The organism is Methylotenera mobilis JLW8 (assembly GCF_000023705.1).
In the GTDB taxonomy this organism is placed as follows: domain Bacteria; phylum Pseudomonadota; class Gammaproteobacteria; order Burkholderiales; family Methylophilaceae; genus Methylotenera; species Methylotenera mobilis.
Map to the genome: position 1 here is coordinate 2,337,946 of NC_012968.1, position 21,849 is coordinate 2,359,794.

The 21,849-nt window shown below is 48.8% G+C and carries 22 protein-coding genes; 7 read left to right on the plus strand and 15 right to left on the minus strand.

Annotation, left to right across the window (positions count from 1 at the left end):
• Positions 1-4: 4 nt before the first annotated feature.
• From MMOL_RS10925 to MMOL_RS10970, 10 genes are all read right to left on the minus strand, one after another.
• Positions 5-427: a PTS sugar transporter subunit IIA gene (locus tag MMOL_RS10925; protein WP_015833097.1), complete on the minus strand. Its 423-nt coding sequence runs from the start codon at positions 425-427 to the stop codon at positions 5-7.
• A 19-nt stretch (positions 428-446) separates the two neighbouring features.
• Positions 447-1,280 carry an RNase adapter RapZ gene (gene rapZ, locus MMOL_RS10930; protein WP_015833098.1) on the minus strand — a complete coding sequence of 278 codons (834 nt, stop codon included), beginning with the start codon at positions 1,278-1,280 and terminating at the stop codon, positions 447-449.
• Between the two features lie 62 nt (positions 1,281-1,342).
• Positions 1,343-2,284 carry an HPr(Ser) kinase/phosphatase gene (gene hprK / locus MMOL_RS10935; protein WP_015833099.1) on the minus strand — a complete coding sequence of 314 codons (942 nt, stop codon included), beginning with the start codon at positions 2,282-2,284 and terminating at the stop codon, positions 1,343-1,345.
• Positions 2,285-2,322: 38 nt separating this feature from the next.
• Positions 2,323-2,649, minus strand: coding sequence for a ribosome hibernation-promoting factor, HPF/YfiA family (gene hpf, locus MMOL_RS10940; protein WP_015833100.1), 327 nt, complete (start codon positions 2,647-2,649; stop codon positions 2,323-2,325).
• Positions 2,650-2,794: 145 nt separating this feature from the next.
• Positions 2,795-4,372, minus strand: coding sequence for an RNA polymerase factor sigma-54 (locus MMOL_RS10945; protein WP_015833101.1), 1,578 nt, complete (start codon positions 4,370-4,372; stop codon positions 2,795-2,797).
• A complete protein-coding gene (lptB, locus tag MMOL_RS10950; RefSeq protein ID WP_015833102.1) occupies positions 4,369-5,091 on the minus strand; it encodes an LPS export ABC transporter ATP-binding protein in 723 nt (240 codons plus the stop codon). The genes MMOL_RS10945 and lptB overlap by 4 nt, the downstream gene beginning before the upstream one ends.
• A 49-nt stretch (positions 5,092-5,140) precedes the next feature.
• Entirely contained in the window at positions 5,141-5,803 is a 663-nt protein-coding gene (gene lptA, locus MMOL_RS10955) for a lipopolysaccharide transport periplasmic protein LptA (RefSeq protein ID WP_148207869.1), read from the minus strand.
• A 10-nt stretch (positions 5,804-5,813) separates the two neighbouring features.
• Complete coding sequence (lptC, locus tag MMOL_RS10960) at positions 5,814-6,533, minus strand: LPS export ABC transporter periplasmic protein LptC (RefSeq protein WP_015833104.1); 720 nt, start codon at positions 6,531-6,533, stop codon at positions 5,814-5,816.
• A 68-nt stretch (positions 6,534-6,601) separates the two neighbouring features.
• Positions 6,602-7,108 (minus strand): KdsC family phosphatase, encoded by a 507-nt coding sequence (locus MMOL_RS10965; RefSeq protein WP_049764529.1) that lies wholly within the window; start codon positions 7,106-7,108, stop codon positions 6,602-6,604.
• A gap of 54 nt (positions 7,109-7,162) precedes the next feature.
• A complete protein-coding gene (locus tag MMOL_RS10970) occupies positions 7,163-8,188 on the minus strand; it encodes a KpsF/GutQ family sugar-phosphate isomerase (protein WP_015833106.1) in 1,026 nt (341 codons plus the stop codon).
• Between the two features lie 255 nt (positions 8,189-8,443).
• On the opposite strand from MMOL_RS10970, the gene MMOL_RS10975 reads away from it, so the two are divergent.
• From MMOL_RS10975 to hemB, 7 genes are all read left to right on the plus strand, one after another.
• Complete coding sequence (locus MMOL_RS10975) at positions 8,444-10,429, plus strand: cation:proton antiporter (protein ID WP_015833107.1); 1,986 nt, start codon at positions 8,444-8,446, stop codon at positions 10,427-10,429.
• A gap of 24 nt (positions 10,430-10,453) precedes the next feature.
• Positions 10,454-11,539 (plus strand): glycine oxidase ThiO, encoded by a 1,086-nt coding sequence (gene thiO, locus MMOL_RS10980; protein ID WP_015833108.1) that lies wholly within the window; start codon positions 10,454-10,456, stop codon positions 11,537-11,539.
• A 192-nt stretch (positions 11,540-11,731) separates the two neighbouring features.
• Positions 11,732-12,295: an aminodeoxychorismate/anthranilate synthase component II gene (pabA, locus tag MMOL_RS10985; RefSeq protein WP_015833109.1), complete on the plus strand. Its 564-nt coding sequence runs from the start codon at positions 11,732-11,734 to the stop codon at positions 12,293-12,295.
• A gap of 4 nt (positions 12,296-12,299) precedes the next feature.
• On the plus strand, positions 12,300-13,316 hold the full coding sequence (trpD, locus tag MMOL_RS10990; protein ID WP_015833110.1) for an anthranilate phosphoribosyltransferase: 1,017 nt from the start codon (positions 12,300-12,302) through the stop codon (positions 13,314-13,316).
• Positions 13,313-13,756 carry a DUF3465 domain-containing protein gene (locus MMOL_RS10995; RefSeq protein ID WP_015833111.1) on the plus strand — a complete coding sequence of 148 codons (444 nt, stop codon included), beginning with the start codon at positions 13,313-13,315 and terminating at the stop codon, positions 13,754-13,756. The genes trpD and MMOL_RS10995 overlap by 4 nt, the downstream gene beginning before the upstream one ends.
• A gap of 55 nt (positions 13,757-13,811) precedes the next feature.
• Complete coding sequence (trpC, locus tag MMOL_RS11000; protein ID WP_015833112.1) at positions 13,812-14,600, plus strand: indole-3-glycerol phosphate synthase TrpC; 789 nt, start codon at positions 13,812-13,814, stop codon at positions 14,598-14,600.
• A gap of 71 nt (positions 14,601-14,671) precedes the next feature.
• A complete protein-coding gene (gene hemB / locus MMOL_RS11005; protein WP_015833113.1) occupies positions 14,672-15,676 on the plus strand; it encodes a porphobilinogen synthase in 1,005 nt (334 codons plus the stop codon).
• 53 nt (positions 15,677-15,729) lie between these two features.
• Here hemB and MMOL_RS11010 read toward each other — a convergent pair whose 3' ends face one another.
• The 5 genes from MMOL_RS11010 to rsmB form a co-directional block, all read right to left on the minus strand.
• Complete coding sequence (locus tag MMOL_RS11010; RefSeq protein ID WP_015833114.1) at positions 15,730-16,356, minus strand: hypothetical protein; 627 nt, start codon at positions 16,354-16,356, stop codon at positions 15,730-15,732.
• 64 nt (positions 16,357-16,420) lie between these two features.
• Entirely contained in the window at positions 16,421-17,737 is a 1,317-nt protein-coding gene (locus tag MMOL_RS11015) for a sigma-54-dependent transcriptional regulator (protein ID WP_015833115.1), read from the minus strand.
• Between the two features lie 31 nt (positions 17,738-17,768).
• Positions 17,769-19,898, minus strand: a complete 2,130-nt coding sequence (locus MMOL_RS11020; protein WP_015833116.1) for a sensor histidine kinase — start codon at positions 19,896-19,898, stop codon at positions 17,769-17,771.
• Positions 19,895-20,464 (minus strand): DUF4390 domain-containing protein, encoded by a 570-nt coding sequence (locus MMOL_RS11025; protein WP_015833117.1) that lies wholly within the window; start codon positions 20,462-20,464, stop codon positions 19,895-19,897. Before MMOL_RS11025 ends, MMOL_RS11020 begins: the two co-directional genes overlap by 4 nt.
• Positions 20,442-21,740 (minus strand): 16S rRNA (cytosine(967)-C(5))-methyltransferase RsmB, encoded by a 1,299-nt coding sequence (gene rsmB, locus MMOL_RS11030; RefSeq protein WP_015833118.1) that lies wholly within the window; start codon positions 21,738-21,740, stop codon positions 20,442-20,444. Before rsmB ends, MMOL_RS11025 begins: the two co-directional genes overlap by 23 nt.
• Between the last annotated feature and the right edge of the window lie 109 nt (positions 21,741-21,849).

Genomic DNA, 21,849 nt, shown 5'->3' on the forward strand with positions numbered 1-21,849 from the left:
TCTATTATTTGGAGGAATCCTGCTCATAGCGTTCGCATTGCTGGCTGGTAAACTGCACCACGCCTTCACGACCGCCACTGAGGGCTTTTTCTACAACTACATTAAGCGGCTCATGCCGATAAGTCATGGCACGCACCAGCATGGGCAAGTTCACACCTGCCACCCCAGCCACCACATCCGGCTGCCACAGCTTGGTGACTATATTGCATGGCGTTGCGCCATACATATCAGATAGCACCAGCACCCCATCGCCGCTGTTTAACTGTGCAACTAGCGCCTGTGCCTTCGGTAACACCACATTAGGGTCATCCTGACTATGAATCGCCAATGCAGCAGTTTGTGTCGGCACACCACCTAACACATGGCTTGCGCACCCAATCAGGCTTTCACCTAGTGCACCATGCGTCACAATCAGAATACCTATCATTGTTGAATACCAATCCTATTTATTTTAATTCGCGATGTCGTGTTAATACTTTTTGTTTATCCTTAAAGTATAAACTCAACATTTCCACCAAGTACACAGATCGATGCTGACCGCCGGTGCAGCCGACCGCCACCGTCAGATAGCTGCGGTTATCCTGTATAAAACAAGGCAGCCATTTCCCTACATAAGCCCTAATATCTTGCATCATCTCGCTTACGGCTGCATGATCTTTTAAAAACTCCTGCACTTTTTCATCACGCCCGGTCAAGTCGCGCAGTGCAGGGTCGTAATGCGGGTTAGGCAAACAGCGTACATCAAACACAAAGTCTGCATCCAGTGGAATGCCATGCTTAAAACCAAAAGAGGTAAACAATAAGGTCAAGCCCGTGTGCTCGATAGAAACCACCTCTTTCACCCAGCCACGCAGGGTGTTGGCACTTAAGTAGCTAGTGTCTATCACATGGCCTAGACTGCCCAGCCCGCCGAGCAAATCACGCTCCAGCGCGATACTTTCAGCCAGCGTAGTCGACGACTCGCTCAAAGGGTGCTTGCGTCTGGTTTCGCTAAAACGTTTAACCAAGGTTTCAACATTTGACTCTAAAAACAATACTTGCACATCAATATTTTGCGCCCGGAGCTGCTCGATATGTGCTGGTAAGGTTTCAATCGCAGCACTACGGCTATCAATACTAATCGCAATCCGCTGATGGTTAGCATGCAAATGCTCAGCTATCGTATCTAGCATGGTGGCAGGCAAGTTATCAATACAGTAATAACCACTGTCTTCCAACGCGCGCAATGCAATACTTTTACCAGAGCCGGACAGCCCAGTGACAATAATCAGTTGTTTCATTGGTATTGATGAATCACTTAGTGTTGAAAAATCATTAGTGTTGATAAAGGCTAATACAGCATTTACTTGTGTTGCTTCATGGCGCGCTGTTGGCGCTGCATGAACTGTTTGGTTGCGTTGACCCCACGTAGTAGCAGCATATGGTTACGCACCGCAACCTCCACCAACACCGCTATGTTTCGCCCAGCCGCAATCGGGATATGAACCTTGGTCACTTTTAAGCCTAGCACTTCTTCATGCTGGGTTTTAATGCTTAAGCGGTCCAACATCTGCAGAGTTTGTAAATCAGCTTTTTCCAGCTGGATAATCAAGTCCAACGGCTTGGTGGGCTTCACGGCATTATCACCGAACAATGCGCGTATATTGAGTATCCCCAAACCGCGCACCTCCAGAAAATCTTCTAGCAATGGCGGGCAGCGCCCCTCGATGCGTTCAGGCGATATGCGGAAAAAATCCACAATATCATCGGCAATCAAGCGATGTCCACGTGAAATCAGCTCTAACGCAAGCTCGCTCTTACCGATAGCAGCCTCGCCTTTGAGCAGCACGCCAAAGCCTTGCACTTCCATAAATACACCGTGCACACTGATAGTCTCGGCCATAGCCTGCGCCAGAAAGTGGCTCAAAATATCCATGAGCTCAGGGCTGCGTAAGGTAGAGGTAAATAACGGAACGTTGTGCTGGTTGGCGGCAGCCAACAAGATATCCAGTACATTTTCACCATTAGCCACAATCACAGCGGCTAAATCGGTGGAAAATAAATTATTAATTGCACGTTCAGCATCTGCACTAGGCAAGCTGGTCAGATAATCCATCTCGGCACAGCCCAATACCTGCACCCGGTTAGGATGTACAAAATTAAGGTGTCCAATTAGAGCCAGAGATGGCTTGGTAACTGTTTCGCTAGTGAGAGTATTTGACCCGCCGTCGAGTCCTGCAACCCAATTTAATTTGAGTTTACGGCGGGTTTGTTTGAATAGCTCAGCGACGTTGAATTGAGCCATATTTAAGGTAACAAAAAAGAATTAAATACTAGAAAAACTCAGTCAATGTTTTGATGCTTTACCGCACCATTCGCTTTGTGATGATTGGTATTTTTCTCTTTATGTTTCACCACTTGACGGTCAAGCTTGTCGGTCAACATATCGATGGCACTATACATATTCTCATCTTGGCATTCTGCGTGTAAATCATTACCAGGCACATGCAGTGTAGCTTCAACCTTTTGAGCCAGCTTTTCGACACTCATGGTCACCTTGACATCGATCACATGATCAAAGTGATTGCTGATTTTAGTTAACTTACTGGTGACATAGTCACGTAAAGCGGGCGTAATTTCTAAATGATGACCTGTTAATTGTAAATTCATGACTTGCTCCTTTTGAAAATATTCCGCAAATATTAATTCTTAGAGGTTCGTGATTAAGACTTACAGAACAATTTCAGTTTACAACTTTTCATTCGCTCTGTGGCAAGGAATTCAACAATTTTTTACGTAGATTTCAACAATCAACTTATAAGGATTTTCTTAAGCTTGCTGGCGCGATATTCATAGACTCACGATACTTGGCAATCGTGCGCCGCGCGACCACAATACCCTGTTTAGCCAGCAAATCTGTAATCTGATTATCCGAGTATGGCTTCCTTGGATTTTCTTGATCCACCAACTGCTTAATCAGGGCGCGAATGGCGGTTGCCGAACAAGTGCCGCCAGCATCGGTCGCCACTGAACTGCCAAAAAAGTACTTAAGTTCAAAAATACCGCGCGGTGTCAGCATGTATTTATTGGTCGTCACGCGTGAAATTGTTGACTCGTGCAAATCAAGCTCATCGGCAATCTCTCTTAATACTAGCGGGCGCATGGCAACTTCACCATACTCCAGAAAGTTGCGCTGTCTATCTACAATCGCCTGCGATACACGCAAAATGGTAGAAAAACGCTGCTGGATATTCTTAATCATCCATTTGGCTTCCTGCATCTGACTTTGCAGGTACTGACTGGAACTATCACGATTGCGCTTCAAGATACCAGCGTACAGCTGGTTGATCTTCAGTTTAGGAATCACACTGTCATTTAAGCTGGCAATCCAAATGCCTTTGACCTTTTTCACAATCACTTCATGCTGGATATAGTGCTCTGAACCTATATGGCTAAAAGCACTGCCAGGGCGTGGATTTAAACTGGTAATTAGTTGCTGCACCTGCTTTAAGGTAGCCTCATCACAGCCTAGTTCTTTACGCAATTTCACAAAGTCACGCGAGGCTAACACTTGCAGATGGTGCTTAGCCACCAAATCAGCCATCGCCAAATGCGGTGTAGATTTCGGCAACACCGCAAGCTGCAGTAGCAAGCACTCACTTAAGCTGCGCGCACCTACGCCTGGTGGATCCAAATGCTGCACATGACGCAACGCTGTTTGCAACTCTATCGCATCTATCTCCAGCTCTTCTGGCATCAGCTCGGCAATTTCCTCCAGGCTTTGCTCCAAGTAACCATCATCATTAATGCTATCTACTAGCATCAACGCAAGCGATTGATCGCGCTCGGACAAGGGCATCAACTTTAACTGGGACAGCAAATGCTCACGCAAACTGGTCTGCAAAGTTTCCTGCGGCTTGAAGTCACTGTCATCATCCGCCGGCATGGTGTTTTCATCCCAACGGCTGCCGTTGGAAAACTCATCAAACTCATCATTAAACTCAGCCGAAAACGTGTCTGCGTAATCTGTGCTTGGCACATCAAAATCAGCCGTATCGGACACATCCGCAACACTTGCATTTGCAGACTCTGCGCCATTGAACTCACTCGCAGATTCCGCATACTCAGCATCAAAATTTTCAAACTCAGGCTTAGCCTCTGCAGACTCAGGGCTGGTAGCAGATAAGTCGGCTCCGTCAGCCACCGGCTCTACGGCGTTGCCGTACTCATCCTCGGTGTCGTCACCCCGTTCCAGCAGGGGATTAGTTTGCATCAGCACATCAATTTCTTGATTCAGCTCCAGCGTTGAAAGTTGCAACAGGCGAATCGCCTGCTGCAACTGCGGCGTCAGCGATAGATTCTGTGAAAACTTTAGTTGTAACCCTTGCTTCATAGGCGGAAATCTTTACCCAAATACACTTCACGTACGCTTTCATTGGCCACAATCTCACTTGGCACGCCTGAAGCAAACACATGGCCTTGATTCACAATATAAGCACGGTCGCAAATACCCAAAGTTTCACGCACGTTATGATCAGTAATCAGCACGCCAATATTGCGCGCACTTAAGAAGCGGATAATTTGCTGGATATCAATCACCGCAATCGGATCAATGCCAGCAAACGGCTCATCTAACAAAATAAAACTGGGGTCTGATGCCAAACAGCGTGCAATTTCTACACGGCGGCGCTCGCCACCAGACAGACTCACCGCGGCACTATCGCGGATATGCGTGATGTGCAACTCTTCCAGCAGCGATTCCAAACGGGCTGACATTTCGTCTTCAGGAATGTCCTGCAACTGCAGGATAGCGAGAATGTTTTCAGACACCGTCAATTTACGGAAAATGGAGGCTTCCTGCGGCAAATAGGACAAACCCATCCTAGCACGCATATGAATCGGCAAATGACTGAGCTCCGTGCCATCCAAGGCAATCCTACCGGCGTCCAGCGCCACCAAACCCACTATCATATAAAAACTGGTGGTTTTACCCGCGCCATTCGGGCCAAGCAGCCCGACCACCTCACCACTTTTAATCGTTAACGAGATGTCCTGCACTACCGTACGGGCACCGTAGGATTTACGCAAACTTTCTACAGTTAATTCGCTCATCTTTGTTCACTTATCATGGTTTACTTATCATGCAATTATCGCTTCAACACTATTGTGCAGTACCGGCATTTCTACTGACTTCCAAAGTACGGCTGAACCTTGTGTCTTTCACCGTAGGGATTGGGCCAGTAGAGGTCTCAGGCTTAGGTTTGTTGGCAGGCTCCGCCGGCTTAATTTCCACTGGTGCTTTTTTGTTTTTAGGTTGAATCACCGCACGCACACGTCCGGAGCCTGACGTTGCAGATTGAGAGTTGCCGCCAATCACCTCGGCATACTCGGCATTAGCGTCATACATAATGTAATCGCCATGCACCACATCTTCACCACGCTTTACCCACGCTTTGGTATAAAGCTGCACCTTATCCATACGCCCGTCATACTCAATGCGCTGCGCGCTGCCTTGAATATACTCGCTCTTACCTTCCAGCTTTTGCTTAAAGGTAGTCGGGTTACCTAAAGATGTACTGTGCTGAAAACCTTCCTTATCTTCACGTACGATTAATTTATCCGCACGTATTTCCAAAGTACCTTGGGTCAGAATCACGTTACCGCTGTAGGTACTGATTTGTTTAGCGTCATCGACCTTCATCGTATCCGCCTCTAAATCAATTGGCTTATCACGGTCTGCCGCCTCCGCCCATGCACGGCCAGCCACACCCAACAACAAGCCCCCACAGAGCAGCAAGCTGGATAATGTATTGATGTTAATCATAAAAAGCTGCCTATTCATAGCGTCTCCGAATGCGCGCATGGTTATCTGGTTTATCTTTTGGTTTGTCTTGCTGAGCGACCGCTACTGGCTTTTTAGCCTTAGCCTGTGGACGACTCTTGGTGTTTGGTGTATTTGTTTTTTTTGCCTTAGCGGCGGGCGGATCGTAATGCGCGCGCACTTTATGCAGCAAAGTAACGGTTTGCTGCTTCTGCTCATAAATCATCCCTGTTGCATGCACCACGGTGCCAGGCGCCTGCTTAATGACCACCGGCCTATCGGTGGTTGCATATTCTTGGTTCGGTAAAATTCTGAGGGCATCAGTTTCTATCGTCATTACACCCTTTTCAGCATAAGCTTCCCGCAGCACCACTACATTACCCAACACATCAACCTGCTCGCCATCGCTAGAAACATTACCAGTGTCACCTTCCAGTCTGGTGTAAGGCTTATCTTTGGCAAACCTGGTAAAGCGCGGCTTAACCAAATCGGTCGAGTCTTTATCCGGGAAGTGCTTCATTTCCTGCGCCGCCAATTTATAACGTAGCGCACCACTTGCATCGGTTTGCGTGGTCTCAAAATTATGCATCATGTAATCAGGATCATGACGACTGCTGCCATCCAGTTTAGGCGCCAGAGGCTGCACAGACTTATTAATCCAAAATGTAAGCAAAGCCAGCAATAACAGCAGAGCCAATGGAAAAATAATCGCAGATTTTGTACTAAGCTGCATACTTAAACACCCGCGCTTTTTAAGCCAGATTGCATTAACCGTTTACCCATACTGGTAGCATTTTTCACTTAGTTGGCAATGCTAGCTTGCGTTAAAAATTGAGCCATCTGCCCATCAAATGTATCTTGTGCTTGCATAATCAACTCACACACTTCGCGTACGGCACCGCGGCCACCCTTTTTATGGGTGACATAATGTGCGTGTTTGAGTAGCAAGTCTGGAGAATCAGGCACCGCAATCGCCAAACCACAGCGCAGCATAGGCGGTAAATCAACCACGTCATCACCCATAAACGCACATTGTTCAGGGGTCAACGCTGTACGCTGCATCAAGTCCTGCAAGGCAGCAAGCTTATCTTCTGCACCCTGATAAAAATGTACCACGCCAGTGCTTTCCGCACGCTTTTTAACCACGTTGGAGGTGCGCCCGGTAATAATAGCCACGTTAACACCCGAGGCCTTCAATAGCTTCATGCCCAAGCCGTCGTGCGCATGAAACGTCTTATACTCCTGGCCGTCATCACCTATGGTCAAACCGCCATCCGTCATCACGCCATCAACATCCAGCACTAGCATACGAATGCTTTTTAGACGCTGCGTTAAGCCTAAACCATTGTCTGTACCGCTCACCTAAACCACCTTTGCCAATAAGAGATCATGCATATTTAATGCACCGACTAAACGCCCAGCGTCGTCCACTACTAGCAGACCATTGATTTTGCGTTGCTCCATAATCTCCACCGCGGCAATCGCCAGCTGGTCTTGATGGATGGTACTAGGGTTCACATGCATCACATCCAGAATTTTGGCGGTCATCACGTTCACGTTCTGTTCAAAAGCGCGTCGTAAATCACCATCGGTAAAAATACCGACAGGCTCGTGCTTAGCATTCACCACCGCGGTCAAACCCAGCCCTTTGCGTGACATTTCAAGCAAAGCTTCAGCCAGCCCGGCCTGCTCGGACACGTGCGGCACACCCGCATCAGTGCGCATCACATCACTCACGTGCACCAACAAACGGCGCCCTAAGCTGCCACCCGGGTGCGACCTGGCAAAATCCTCTGCGGTAAAATCACGCAAATCCAGCACACACAGCGCCAGAGCATCTCCCAGCGCCAGCGCCACCGTGGTACTAGAAGTAGGCGCCAAGCCAAGTGGGCAAGCCTCACGGCTCACATGCGCGCTTAAATGAATATTTGCAGCCTTGGCCAAACTGGAAGCGTCATTGCCGGTAATGGCAATAATACTGGCACCTAGACGCGTCAATGGCGGCACGATTGCCAACACCTCATCACTCTCACCGGAGTTAGAGAGCGCAATCACCACATCGCCCGCAGTAATCATCCCCAAGTCACCATGGCTCGCTTCGGCTGGGTGCATAAAAAAAGCTGGCGTTCCCGTGCTGGCCAGAGTGGACGCAATTTTGCCGCCGATATGACCAGATTTCCCCATACCGGTAACAACCACACGCCCTTTGCACTGCAAAATCAGCGAGACCGCTTCACTGAAGCGGTGATCTAAACGCTGTGCTAGCGCATCTATTTCGCTAGACTCCAGCTGCAGAACCTCTTTTGCCAACGCAAGCGTTTGCGCTTGCTCACCCAATGGCGATGCGCTAGCGGCATTTGATTTTTTAATCTGCGATGACGACACCATAACTTTTATCTACGCTTAAAACTTTAAGTGACTAGTATAAAAGGGAATGCTTTGGTGATAAAGCATAATGCATGCTTAACTCAGTAAATTTTCCAAAAATATTCCGTCACGGGCATAGTTTTTGCTATTACTCTGCGCTTTTTACAAAAGTTACGTAAAATCGACTAAGATACTCCAAGTTTTGGATGTGCTTTGTGAAACTATAGATAACCATAAAAACTTAATAATAAAAAACAGCTGCTTATAAAGACAATTATGTCAGGTACACTTCCACTCATTCTCATCTTGCTCATCAGCTCAGTTCTGGCTGTTGCGCTTTTCCGTAAGTTACAACTCCCTGCCATGCTAGCTTACTTCTTGGTTGGCTTAGCACTCGGACCACACACCTTTGGCGTACTACCGGACGACGAAGCCAGCCGCGAATTTGCCGAGTTCGGCATCGTGTTTCTGATGTTTAGCATCGGCTTAGAGTTCAGCCTGCCGCAACTGTATGCCATGCGCAGAAAAGTGCTGGGGCTAGGTGGTGCGCAGGTATTTATCACGCTAGCACTCACCATGTGCATTGCCAAACTAGCCGGGGTTAACTGGGCCGCAGCATTTGTGATTGGCGCAGCGCTGACCATGTCATCCACCGCTATTGTGTCAAAAATTCTGGCTGAGCGCATAGACCTAAACTCTAGACACGGACGCCTGAGCATAGGCGTGCTGCTGTTTCAAGACATTATCGTCGTCCCTGTGTTAGTGCTGATCCCCGCGCTAGGCAAAGCCAATGCCAACATCTTTGACGTGCTAGGGCTAGCCACGCTTAAAGCCATAGGCATGCTGCTGTTTTTGTTTACCGTAGGCAAATGGCTAGTAAACCCTCTATTCAACCTAGTTGCCAGCCAGCGCTCACGCGAATTATTCGTCATGAATGTACTGATGGTAACGCTACTGGTTGCCTTTGCCACCAAAACCGCCGGCTTGTCTTACGCACTGGGTGCTTTTGTCGCTGGCATGCTGATTTCTGAAACCAAATATCGCTATCAGGTTGAGTCTGACATTGCGCCGTTCCGCGACATTCTGCTTGGGCTATTTTTTATCAGCGTGGGCATGCTGCTCAATATCGCAGAGATATTCAACAACATAGGCGTAATCTTACTCACGCTACTGGGCTTCATCCTACTAAAAGCCGTTATCGTGACAGCGGTGGTGCGTTTCGTGAAATACGAAATCGGCGTCGCCATACGTACCGGCATTATTCTGGCGCAAGCAGGCGAGTTCGGCTTCGTGATTTTAGCGCTGGGCGCAGAGCAAAAACTGATTGCCGGCCCTACCCTGCAAGTGGTACTCGCGGCAGCACTGCTGTCCATGGTGATTGCGCCGTTCTTGATTCAATATAACGGCCGCATTGCCCGACGCCTAGCGCGTAGCTACACCCGCAACAGCAGCCAAATCATTGAAGAAATTGATGAAGGCAGCAAGCATTTGAATAATCACGTAGTCATTTGCGGTTATGGCCGTAGCGGACAGTATCTTGGTCGCTTTCTGAAAGAAGAAAACATTCCTTACGTGGCATTGGATATTGACCCATCCCGCGTACTAGAAGCCTCCGCAGCAGGCGAGAATGTGATGTTTGGCGACGCGGCCAGACGGGTAGTACTGGAAGCAGCAGGTGCCGCCAGAGCCAAAGCGCTGATTATCAGTTACGCCGACAACCGCGCTGCTATGAAAATTCTGCATATCGCGCAGGAAAGCTACCCACAACTACCAGTCATCGTGCGCACCGTAGACGATAGCAATATGGAGGCATTGCGTGAAGCTGGCGCTACAGAAGTGGTACCGGAGATCCTGGAAGGCAGCCTAATGCTGGCATCTCATGCGTTAATGCTACTGGGCGTGCCGCTCAACCGCGTAGTGAAGCGCATCAGAATCTTTCGTGAAGAGCGCTACAGCATGTTTAAAGGCTATTTCCGCGGCATTTCAGACACTGAGAACGAGGAAATCGCCAAACAGGAAGTGCGCTTGCACTCAGTGATTATCACAACCGGCGCTTATGCCATCGGCCGCTGCCTCAACGACATGCAACTTGACAGTTTTGAGGTCTCAATTAAAAACATTCGACGCCCACATGCCAACAGCGCACATATGTCTAACGAAAGCCTGCTGGCTGAAGGCGACGTAGTCGTATTGCTCGGTCAGCCTGCCGGCTTGGCCAATGCAGAAAACGCGCTACTGATGGGACGCGTGGCTAATAAGTAAAAGTTTATATAAGTAGAGTATCTAATGGCTAAACCACACACCATGATCATAGGCGGCGGCATTGTAGGCTGCATGACCGCAATGGAGTTAATTCACAAAGGCCACCGCGTTACCATTGTGGAACGCAATCAAATCGCCAGTCAAACCTCAGGCGAATCATCCTGGGCTGGCGGCGGCATTATTTTCCCGCTGCTGCCATGGCAATACTCCGAGCCGGTTAATGCCTTGACCAAGCACAGCGCTGACTTCTATCGCACACTATCTCAGCAGCTAGCGCAAGAAACTGGCCTGCCGACTGATTTTGTACAGTCAGGCTTTTTACTACTGCCAAAATTTGATATCGACGCTGCACAAAGCTGGTGTGTGCGCAACGAAGTCAGCGTGCAACCGGTCAAAGCCAGCGCTTTTGGCGTGCAGTCTAGCGAAGGTGAAAATGCGCTGTGGCTGCCCACCGTGTGCCAAATACGCCCACCGTATTTAATGCAGGCTCTGCGCAAATGGCTGGAGCAACACCAGGTCACCATGCTGGAGCACACACAGTTGCTGCCACTGGAAGAAACGCAGCAGCTCAATGAGTGGCAAACCACGAGTGGAGAGAAACTAAGCGCCGATCAATTTGTGGTCACTTCAGGCGCTTGGAGCTTTGACCTATTAAAAGCCACCAGCGCCAAACTGAATATCAAGCCGATGCGTGGGCAGATTCTGCTCTACCAGCCACAACAGAATCTTGAGCAAATGGTCTACAAAGAAGGTTTTTATATGATTCCTCGCCTAGATGGCTACCTGCTAGCAGGCAGCACGCTGGAAGATGTAGGATTTGATAATGGCGTAACTGAAGCGGTGCGTGAAGAGCTGCGCATGAAAGCAGAGGCAATTATGCCCGAGCTAAAAGGGCAAGCTATTATTAAACACTGGAGCGGATTGCGCCCTGGCACCCCTGAAAACCTGCCAACCATTGGTGCACACCCTACAATCAAAAATCTGTACTTAAATACAGGTCACTTCAGGTATGGACTCACCATGGCCCCCGCCAGCGCCAAACTAATCGCAGCCATTATCTCTGGAGAGTCGCCCACACTAGATGCCTCACCTTATGCCTGTGCGCATTAGCTTTGCACACACACCTGTGTGTACTAGCGCGCTGACATCATCAAAATTAACGCCAACCCATTCAATACGGTGGGATTCTTTCGTTATTTAGGCAGAATTTACCTATACGTAGATTTTAAGCATTGGTAAAATAACACTCCATCACTCATTGCTTTTTGTTTACGAAAAGCCGCTAGTAAACTAGGACAGAACATGCTGCTAATGATCGACAACTATGACTCTTTCACCTACAACTTGGTGCAATACCTTGGTGAACTCGGCCAAGAAGTTTTGGTGTACCGCAATGATGAAATTGATTTAGCCAAAGTTGCAGAGCTAAAGCCTGATCACATCGTGGTTTCACCTGGACCTTGCACCCCGAATGAGGCCGGCATTAGCGTACCTTTGATTAAAGAATTTGCCGGCAAAATCCCGTTACTAGGGGTTTGCTTGGGTCATCAAAGTATTGGTCAAGCCTTCGGCGGCAACATCATTCACGCTAAGCAGTTAATGCACGGCAAAACTTCGCTGATTCACCATAAAAACATCGGCGTGTTTAAAGACTTGCCTAACCCTTACACAGCTACGCGTTACCACTCATTAGTGATTGAAAAAGAAACCTTACCGGACTGCCTGGAAATTACCGCCTGGACCGATGACGGCGAAATCATGGGTGTACGCCATAAAACATTAGCCGTTGAAGGGGTGCAGTTCCATCCTGAATCCATCCTGACCGAACATGGACATGCGCTTTTGAATAACTTTTTGAAAGCTTAAGCCCATGAGTTATGCACAAACGCTGACCCGTTTAATCAACGGAGAAAGCTTAAGCTTTGATGTGATGCAAGGCTTGATGCAACAAGTGATGGCAGGCGAGCTCACCGCAGCGCAGATTGCTGGCGCACTGGTCGCACTGCGCATCAAAGGTGAAACCGTGGATGAAATCGCCGCAGCAGCCAGTGTGATGCGCTCACTCTCCACCAAGGTAGAGATTGAAGACACATCCCACTTAGTAGACACCTGTGGCACTGGTGGCGATGGCATACAAACTTTCAACATTTCTACCGTGAGCGCCTTTATTGCTGCAGCAGCCGGCGCTAAAGTAGCCAAACATGGTGGCCGCTCTGTATCATCCACTTGCGGCAGCGCCGACGTGCTGGAAGCGTTAGGTGTCAACGTCAATCTAAGCCCGGAACAAGTTGCCAACAGCGTGAATCAAGTGGGCTTGGGCTTTATGTTTGCCCCCAATCACCATAGCGCAATGAAGCATGCCGCCCCGGTACGACGTGAACTTGGCATCCGCACCCTATTCAACTTACTCGGCCCATTGACTAACCCAGCCAGCGCCAAGCGTCAGGTAATGGGCGTATTTTCACGCGATCTTACCGGCAAATTAGCGCATGTACTAAAACAGCTGGGCAGCGAGCATGTGATGGTGGTGTGCGGTGCCGACGGTATGGATGAAATTTCATTTACCGGTGACACCTACGTTGCAGAACTAAAGCATGGCGAGGTACTTGAGTACACTGTCAACCCCACCCAGTTTGGCTTAAACCTGCACGATTTAAGCAGTATTAAAGTCAGCAATGCGCAAGAATCCAAAGACATCATCCTTGCCTTACTCTCTGGGAAAACCGGCCCGGCACGCGATATCGTATTGCTCAATGCTGGCGCCGCGATTTATGTTGCAGGCATCACGACAACACTGGCTGATGGCATCAAAGCTGCCGCCAATATGCTAGATGGCGGCCAAGCCATGCAAAAACTGCAAGCGCTGATCACCGCCACTAACGCATGAATCTTACAGCCAAACACTTATGCTACGCACTCATACTGGCTTTAGGCATATGTGCATGCCATCAACCCAGCGCAGAACATAACCAGCCAGCAACAGAACAAACTGCTGTTAACAACCAAAGTGTTGAACAGGCATTTGCGGCTAAACAAAGCAAGGTGCAGGTCAGCGGTACTGGTGTTGCTGTCAAACTACTGGCTGATGACAACAAGGGCGCCAGACACCAAAAATTTCTGGTAAAAATCAACCCGCAGCAAACCTTGTTATTTGCTCATAATATAGACCTCGCCCCCAGAGTGCCGGTGCAAACTGGCGACACAATTTCGTTTAGCGGCGAGTATGTATATAATCCAAAAGGTGGGGTTATACACTGGACGCACCATAGCCCTCAAGGCAGCCATGCTGGCGGCTGGATTATGCACAACAACGAGAAATACCAGTAATCTGCCATGGCCAGCAATCATCCATTGACTGATTTAATGTAATAGCGAAAGCCATATGTCTGACATTCTGAATAAAATTATCGCCACAAAAACACGAGAAGTGGCTGCGGCTAAAGCCAACAAATCACTAGAAATGGTGCAGCAGGAAGCTGCCACAGCCAGCCCAACCAGAGATTTTGTAGGTAGCATACGCGCCAAAATCGCCAACAACCAAGCGGCGGTGATTGCAGAGATCAAAAAGGCCAGCCCATCTAAAGGTGTGATTCGTGCTGACTTTCAGCCTGCAGCTATCGCAGCCAGCTACGAGCAGGGCGGTGCTGCGTGCTTGTCAGTACTCACTGACATCGAATACTTCCAAGGCTCGCCGGAATACCTGAAGCAAGCGCATGCCGCATGTAACTTACCGGTATTACGCAAAGACTTTATGATAGACGCTTATCAAGTCTATGAAGCCCGCGCTATGGGTGCGGATTGCATTCTACTGATTGCCGCCGCCATTGATTTGGCCAAAATGCGTGAACTGGAAACCATCGCACATAGCTTAGGCATGGCAGTATTGGTAGAAGTGCATAATGGCGAAGAACTAGAACTCGCGTTGCAACTCGACACGCCGCTACTCGGCATCAACAACCGTAACTTACGCACCTTTGAAGTCACACTGGATACCACATTAGGCTTATTGGCACGCATTCCTGCGCACAAAATCGTGGTGACCGAGTCTGGCATCTTCACCCAGGCTGACGTGGCGCTGATGCGACAAAATCATGTGCACACATTCTTGGTGGGTGAAGCGTTTATGCGCCAGCCTGAGCCTGGTGTTGAGCTAGCAAAAGTGTTTGCTTAACACTAGCGACCACACCGCACAACTATGTGAATCAGGCGCAACTGCAGCGCTATTTTTATTGAGGTTTAATCATGAGCTACCCCTATTCTCGTCCACGCCGCATGCGCAAAGACGCATTCTCTCGCCGTTTAATGCAAGAAAATGTACTCACCAGTAACGATTTAATTTACCCAGTGTTCGTGCTGGATGGCGAAAATCGGATTGAAGCAGTGGCCTCCATGCCTGGCGTACAGCGTCAAAGTATCGATGTGCTTCTGAAGACCGCAGCAGAGTGTGTAGCTTTAGGCATCCCGGCAATAGCGTTGTTTCCAGTGGTGGACAGTGAGTTCAAAAGCCTGGACGCGGCTGAAGCCTACAACCCCGATGGTTTAGTACAACGCACCGTTGCCGCACTCAAAGCCAACTTTCCTGAGCTAGGCGTGATTACCGATGTGGCATTAGACCCATACACCACGCACGGCCAAGATGGTTTAATTGATGACTCCGGCTATGTGCTGAATGATGAAACCATTGAAGTGCTAGTGAAGCAAGCTATTTCCCATGCCAATGCCGGCGCAGACGTAGTTGCCCCAAGCGACATGATGGATGGTCGCGTTGGCCAAATTCGCGAGGCACTGGAAAGTACACGTAATATCCACACTAGAATTCTCGCCTACTCAGCTAAATATGCCTCTGCGTTTTATGGTCCGTTCCGCGATGCTGTCGGCTCGGCAGCCAACTTAGGTAAGGGCAATAAATACACCTACCAAATGGATCCTGCTAATAGCGACGAAGCCATGCAAGAAGTAGCGCTGGATATTTCAGAAGGTGCAGACATGGTGATGGTAAAACCTGGTATGCCTTATTTGGATATCGTACGTCGCGTTAAAGATGAGTTTGGCGTGCCAACTTTTGCCTACCAAGTGAGTGGTGAATATGCCATGCTAAAAGCCGCAGCACAAAATGGCTGGTTAGATGAGAAAGCATGCGTACTAGAAAGCCTGCTTGCATTTAAACGTGCCGGTGCAGACGGCATTTTGACTTATTTCGCCATGGATGCAGCGCGCTGGCTCAAAGATGAAAGCCACGCAAATTAAATAAGCACAGCTAAACAAACACAGTTAAGTAAGCACCGAAGCTAAGCGCTTACTTAACTGCTGGCAATAAGCGCTTTTAACGCCTCTATTCCAACGCGACCAGCGTTGGTGCCATCAGTAGCTCGCTTGGTCGGCACACGGATATCATCCACCTCAAACACGCTCAACTTAATCAGACCGGTATCCATCTCCAAAGTGAAAACCGGCACCGTTTTACGCTGATCGCCCTTTTTGTCGCGCTTGCCATCGTTCATCACACGATACGACTTTTCGTTCACATCAAACGGAATTTGCTGATTAAGCAAAAACATCTCAACCTCTTTGATGCTATCCGCAAATAAATGTATATGGGTTTCTGCAAGTAGTCCAGCTGTACCGTCCAGCACCGCCCCAGTGAGGTGCGGATTAAACTTCTCCAGAATTTGCATGGTGAATAAAGCATTTTTGCGCAAGTCACGCAGGTTTTCTGGCTGTTCTTCACCTAAGAACAGCGCGTTATACAGCTTAAGCTCTTCTTCCACCTCGGCATTGGAGGGTAAGCTACTATTCTCTAATGCGCCGAGTTGCCGCCCCGCCTTCTTTTTAGCGTAGGCATAATCCGATATACCATCCTCAGCCATCATACGTGCCGCCTGCTGCGCAACCAGCTGGCGAATGTGCTGTAAATTCTCTTTTGCCATTCTGTACTATCTCGATTTAGTGCGTTAGCTGGGCACCATGTGCTTGTGCCATGGCAAAGTGAGCTTAACCTTTGATTTTGACGTCCAGCTGTTTAAGCTTACGATATAAATGCGTACGCTCTAACCCAGAAATCTCAGCCAGTTTATTCATATTGCCCGTCACCGATTTAATGTGGTGATTAAAATACAATCGCTCAAATTCATCGCGCGCCTCGCGTAGTGGCTGGCTAAGATTCACCTCCATCGCCAGCCCCGAAGGAATGACAGTGTTCACCGCGGCGTCAACAGTCACCTGCAACTCAGCATGTAGGTGCCCGTCAAATTGATGCATCACCCGGTTCACGTCATCCAAAGTAATTTTATCGCCCAAGCTGGTTTGAATCAGGTTGCGCACCACGGCATCCAACTGTGCAATATCACCAGGCCAACTCGCGTTACGTAAGGCGTTTAGCGCGGCAATATCAAACTCACGATAAGGCACCGTGGCAATTTCAAACTGCAGATTAGCAATCGCCACCACTAAATCCGGAATATCTTCCTTATGCTCTTCTAACGCGGGCACTCTTAATGACACCGCGGAGAGTATTTGCAACAGGTTATGGTCAAATAAGCCCTCTGCCTGCAGTTTTTGTAAATTATGACTGGTGCCACAAACCACGCGCACGTTATACTTTTCAGCCTTGGTAATCAGCAGCAGCAGACCTTTTTGCTCGGTTTTATTGAGCTCTGCAATTTCCGAAACATAGACTACGCCATCATTTGCCTGTTCCAGTATCTCTAATGGCGCATGCACCAACTGGGAAAACTCGGTTAAGTTTACCCAAGGCGTACCTGCATTATGCAGAAAACGCGCGCACAACTCTGCACCGCAGCCCAATGGCCCAATCAGCAACACCGGGCTAGGTGCTACGCTAGTGCTCATAGCGATTTTATCCAAACGCTCTTTGAGCGCAGCGACGATAGGGCTCTTGCCCAAACTCATCAAATTCATTTCCGATTTAGGCAACTGCTCACTGTGCTTGAGTGCAGTAGCCACCGTTTTTAATAGCTTTTGCAGTGCAATCGGCTTCTCTAAAAAGTCAAACGCACCGATGCGTGTTGCCTCTACCGCTGTATCAATCGTGCCATGACCAGACATCATCACCACCGGCATGGTGAGCAGGCCGCCATTTGCCCACTCTTTCAGTAGTGTGATGCCATCACAATCCGGCATCCAAATATCCAGCAACACGACGTCCGGACGCTCATGCAGACGCATGGCACGCGCCGCAGCCGCATTCTCCGCCAGCTGCACCTGATAGCCCTCATCTTGCAAAATATCACGCAATAATTCGCGTATACCTATTTCATCGTCAATCACTAATATATGTTTTGATGCCATACGGTTCGTTTAATCAATAAGTTAATGTTAATTAGCTGATGAATAGCGGGATGCTAATCGTAATCATAGCACCCGCACTATTCGCCTCATCGCTTAATACGTTCTCAATCTTAATATTGCCTTTATGTTCCTCAATAATCTTTTTCACGATGGCTAAGCCCAACCCAGTGCCATGTGGCTTGGTCGTGACATAGGGCTCAAACACGTGCAACATCATCTCCGCCGGAAAGCCGCCGCCATTATCCTGCACGGTTAACACCAGCATATTGTCGTAAACTGCGGTTGCAATTCGTATCTGCGGCATCAGCGCTGATGCCAAGGCGTCTTGCGCGTTTTGCAGCAAGTTATGCAGCACCTGACGCAGCATGGTGTTGTCGCCCTTGATTAAACAAACCTGCTTGGTTAGCGCTAGCTGGATGCTGACTTTAGGTGCGTCATAAAAAGACACAATCTCACGGATAAGCGCATTCAAATCCAAGCTTTCCAAATGTGGCGTTGGCGAGCGTGCATACTCACTAAACTCGTTCACCATTTTTTTCAGTGCATCCACCTGGTTAACGATAGTTTCGGTTGAGCGCTGCAAAATCTCGGCATCTGCCGCCGACAATTTACTATGCAGCTTATGCGCCATACGCTCAGCGGACAGTTGAATCGGCGTCAGTGGGTTTTTAATCTCATGCGCTAAACGCCGCGCCACCTCACCCCAAGCCGCGTCACGCTGCGCCTGCACCATGGCGGTTGCGTCATCAAACACCGCCACATAGCCGCCATCCGGCAATCGCGTACCACGCAAAGTGATAATCTTCTTACCCTGCGCCGTTGCCAACTCTACTTGTACCTGCGCTTCGTCTTTTTGCACAGCGTCAGGCTGCACACTTAGGGCAATGGTCTGAAAAAAGGTCGCCAGATTAGGTTGTTTTTCGATGATTTTCTCTGGGGTAAAGCCGACATAGGATTCCAATGAGATACCCAGTATATTCACCGTTGCTTCATTAAAGGTACGCAGCTCACCACGCTCATTGAGCGCTAACACCCCTGACGACAAATGCGCCAGTATCGTTTCCAAATAACCACGCGCGGCCTCAACACGTGCGCGGTTCCTATCTGCTGCTTTAGTCGCATCGCCTAATTGCTGCGTCATACTGTTAAACGACTGCACCAGCACCCCCAGTTCATCCTTGCCATGCGCAGGCAGCATGGTGCTGTAATCGCCACTCGCAATGGCTTTGGTACCCTCCGCCAACACGGTAAGCGGCTCAGATAAGCGCCGACTCAACACAAAGGCAATCGCCACAGCGGTAAACATGGCCAGCATCATCACCAAGGTCAAGGTCAATGCGAATACCTCTCGTAATGCGGTTCGGCTATATGAAAGCTGCTGATAATCCTGATACACATCCTGCACCGCCTCAGCCGTAGTGGCCAGCGATTTAGGTACCGGCTGCAATAACTGCAAAATACGCATTTCACCCGCAATATCCTGCACACTCACCGGAATCAGCACACGCAGATACAAACCTTTGCCGTTAATCGGCTCGATATTGCCGTAGATACGCTGCCGCGCTTGCCGCAGCTGCGACACGCTAGGCAGGTCAGGTAAAAAGCTACTGGCATCACCGCTAGACACCGCCAAAATACCGCCTTGTGGCGTAAATAGCGCAGCATCCTGCACACCACTCTTCTCGCGTAAATCATTGAGTGTAGAAAAATGGGTATTAGCTGACTGAAACGCCAAACTGGTCGCCATACTTTCGCCTTTTTCCTTCACATCGGCCAGCATGATCTCCAGTGCAGTTTGCCCTAGGTTCAAGCCGCCCTCTAGCGCGGACTCCACCTTAACGTTAAACCACGACTCTATTGAGCGCGTCAGGAAATTCACCGACACCAGATACACAATCAACCCCGGGATAATCGCCATCAGCGCAAATGACCCCAGTAAGCGCAGCGTAAAGCGGCTCCCCATCACCCGCTGGCGGATATTACGGTACAAACTGAACAGCTGCACACCAATCAACACCACTAGCAATACAGCCAATGCAATATTTAAAGCAACCAATAATGTATAGTGCTCGCCAGACGCAGCGGTATTGGCACTTGCATTTGAGAGCAAGTACAGCAGCAAGCCGCCTAATAACGCACTGGTAAAGACTATGTATTTCATTTGAATAAGCTAGGCGTCCACTCAAAGCGCTGTGAGCTGATTTTCCACTCGTTAGAAGTCATGCCCTCTATGCGTAACGCTTTAGGCAATTTTTTCTGGTCTAGTCGCATCAGCAACACCGCGCGATATCGCTCACCTCTCTCAACATCCGCCTCCTGAAACACTTTCATGTCCTGAATAATAGATAAGTCCTCCAGCGCCTCATCTAGGCTAGCATAAGCACGCTGCTGATCATTGCGTGCAACTATGTATTGGCGAGTTAGCGCGTGATAACTTAAATTAACCTGCTGTGTTGTGGTCACCACTTCATCATCAAACCAGTACTTTTTAGGGGACAGCAGCTGGAACTCAATCAGAAAGCTAAAGGCAAAGCCCTTTTGAATTGCCTTTTCAATTTCGGAGCTAAAGTTGATTTCCGCATCGGCGTTGAGCAGGTATTCGCCCTCGTAAGCGGTTAGATTGGCGCTACGCAGGCGTAAACTGTTACCCTCCGCCAAGACCGAGCTAGAGAACAATACCAACGCAATGATGCAAAAAATAGCCTTAATTTTTTTGCAACAGTGCATAAAAGAAACCATCATGTGAGTTAGAGGGAATAAGCTGACCTTGTATATGCGCAACATTATATTGTGCAAGTGCCTGCTCAATTGGCAATTGCTGTGCATCTGCATTTTTCTGCAAGAATTGATCAATCTGCGCCTGATTTTCTTCTTTAAAAACAGAACAAGTCACGTAAAGCAATTTACCACCCTTTGCCAGCATCTGCCATAAACTTGGTAAAATTTTCGCCTGTTGCGCCACAAATGACGCCACATCAGTCTCTCGTCGCAACCATTTGATATCGACATGACGCCGCACAATGCCAGACGCAGTGCAAGGTACATCCGCAAGAATTCTATCAAAAGGCTTACCGTCATACCAATCGGCAGAACCGGCATCACCCGCAATCACCTGCGCGTTTAAGTGCAGACGCGCCAAATTGCTCTGCACCCGCTCCAGACGTAGCGCATCACTATCTAATGCCGTCATCTCCACCTTAGCCAGCTCTAAGATATGACTGGTTTTACCACCCGGTGCGCAGCAAGCATCCAGTACACGCATACCGTCCTCGGCACCAATCAAATGCGCCGCCAGTTGCGCACCGTAGTCTTGTACCGACACCACGCCGTCACTAAAGCCTGGAATTTTCTCAACCGCCACGGGCTTAGTCAAAATGACCGACTGCGCACCGACTTGTGTCGCCTCAATTTCACTAAGGGCCAACAGTTGCAAGTAGTCGGCAATCGCAATTTTTTGAGTATTCACACGCAAGCTCATGGGTGGATGCTGATTACCTACGCTTAAGATGCCCTGCCATGCATCAGGATATTGTGTTTTCAGCTTATTCACCCACCATTGCGGGTAGGAATAAGTCGCCACTTCATTCGCGGTTAACTTTAACGTCAATTGTGCTTGCTGGCGCAGAAAATTACGCAACACTGCATTCACCAATCCTTTAGCCCAAGCCTTGACTGCAGGACGTCTTAATTGACTAACCGCATGCACCGCCTGATTCACCACAGTAAATGCATCTGCCTTGTCGTGCCTTAACTGATAAATCGCCACCAGTAATAAAGCGTGAATACGCTCGTCTGCCAACGGCTTTTCAAGCAAAGCACGCAAATAGGCATCAATTTCACCATAAAACCGCAAAGTGCCGTAACTCAAATCAGCCGCAGCGCCTTTTTGTTGCGGTGTGGCATTGGGAAAAAGAGACAGTGCCGCAGGCAATGCGATCGTCAGGTTACGACCAGCAAACACTTGATGTACCGCATCTGCAGCGATTTGTTGAGAAATATACAAAATTAGTTTCTATTCATAAATTGCTAAAACACTGATTTTACTTGATATCCGCTCGATTAGGGTTAAGCTAAGCATTATGTTGTCATCGCATCGAGATGCTGATGCGTTG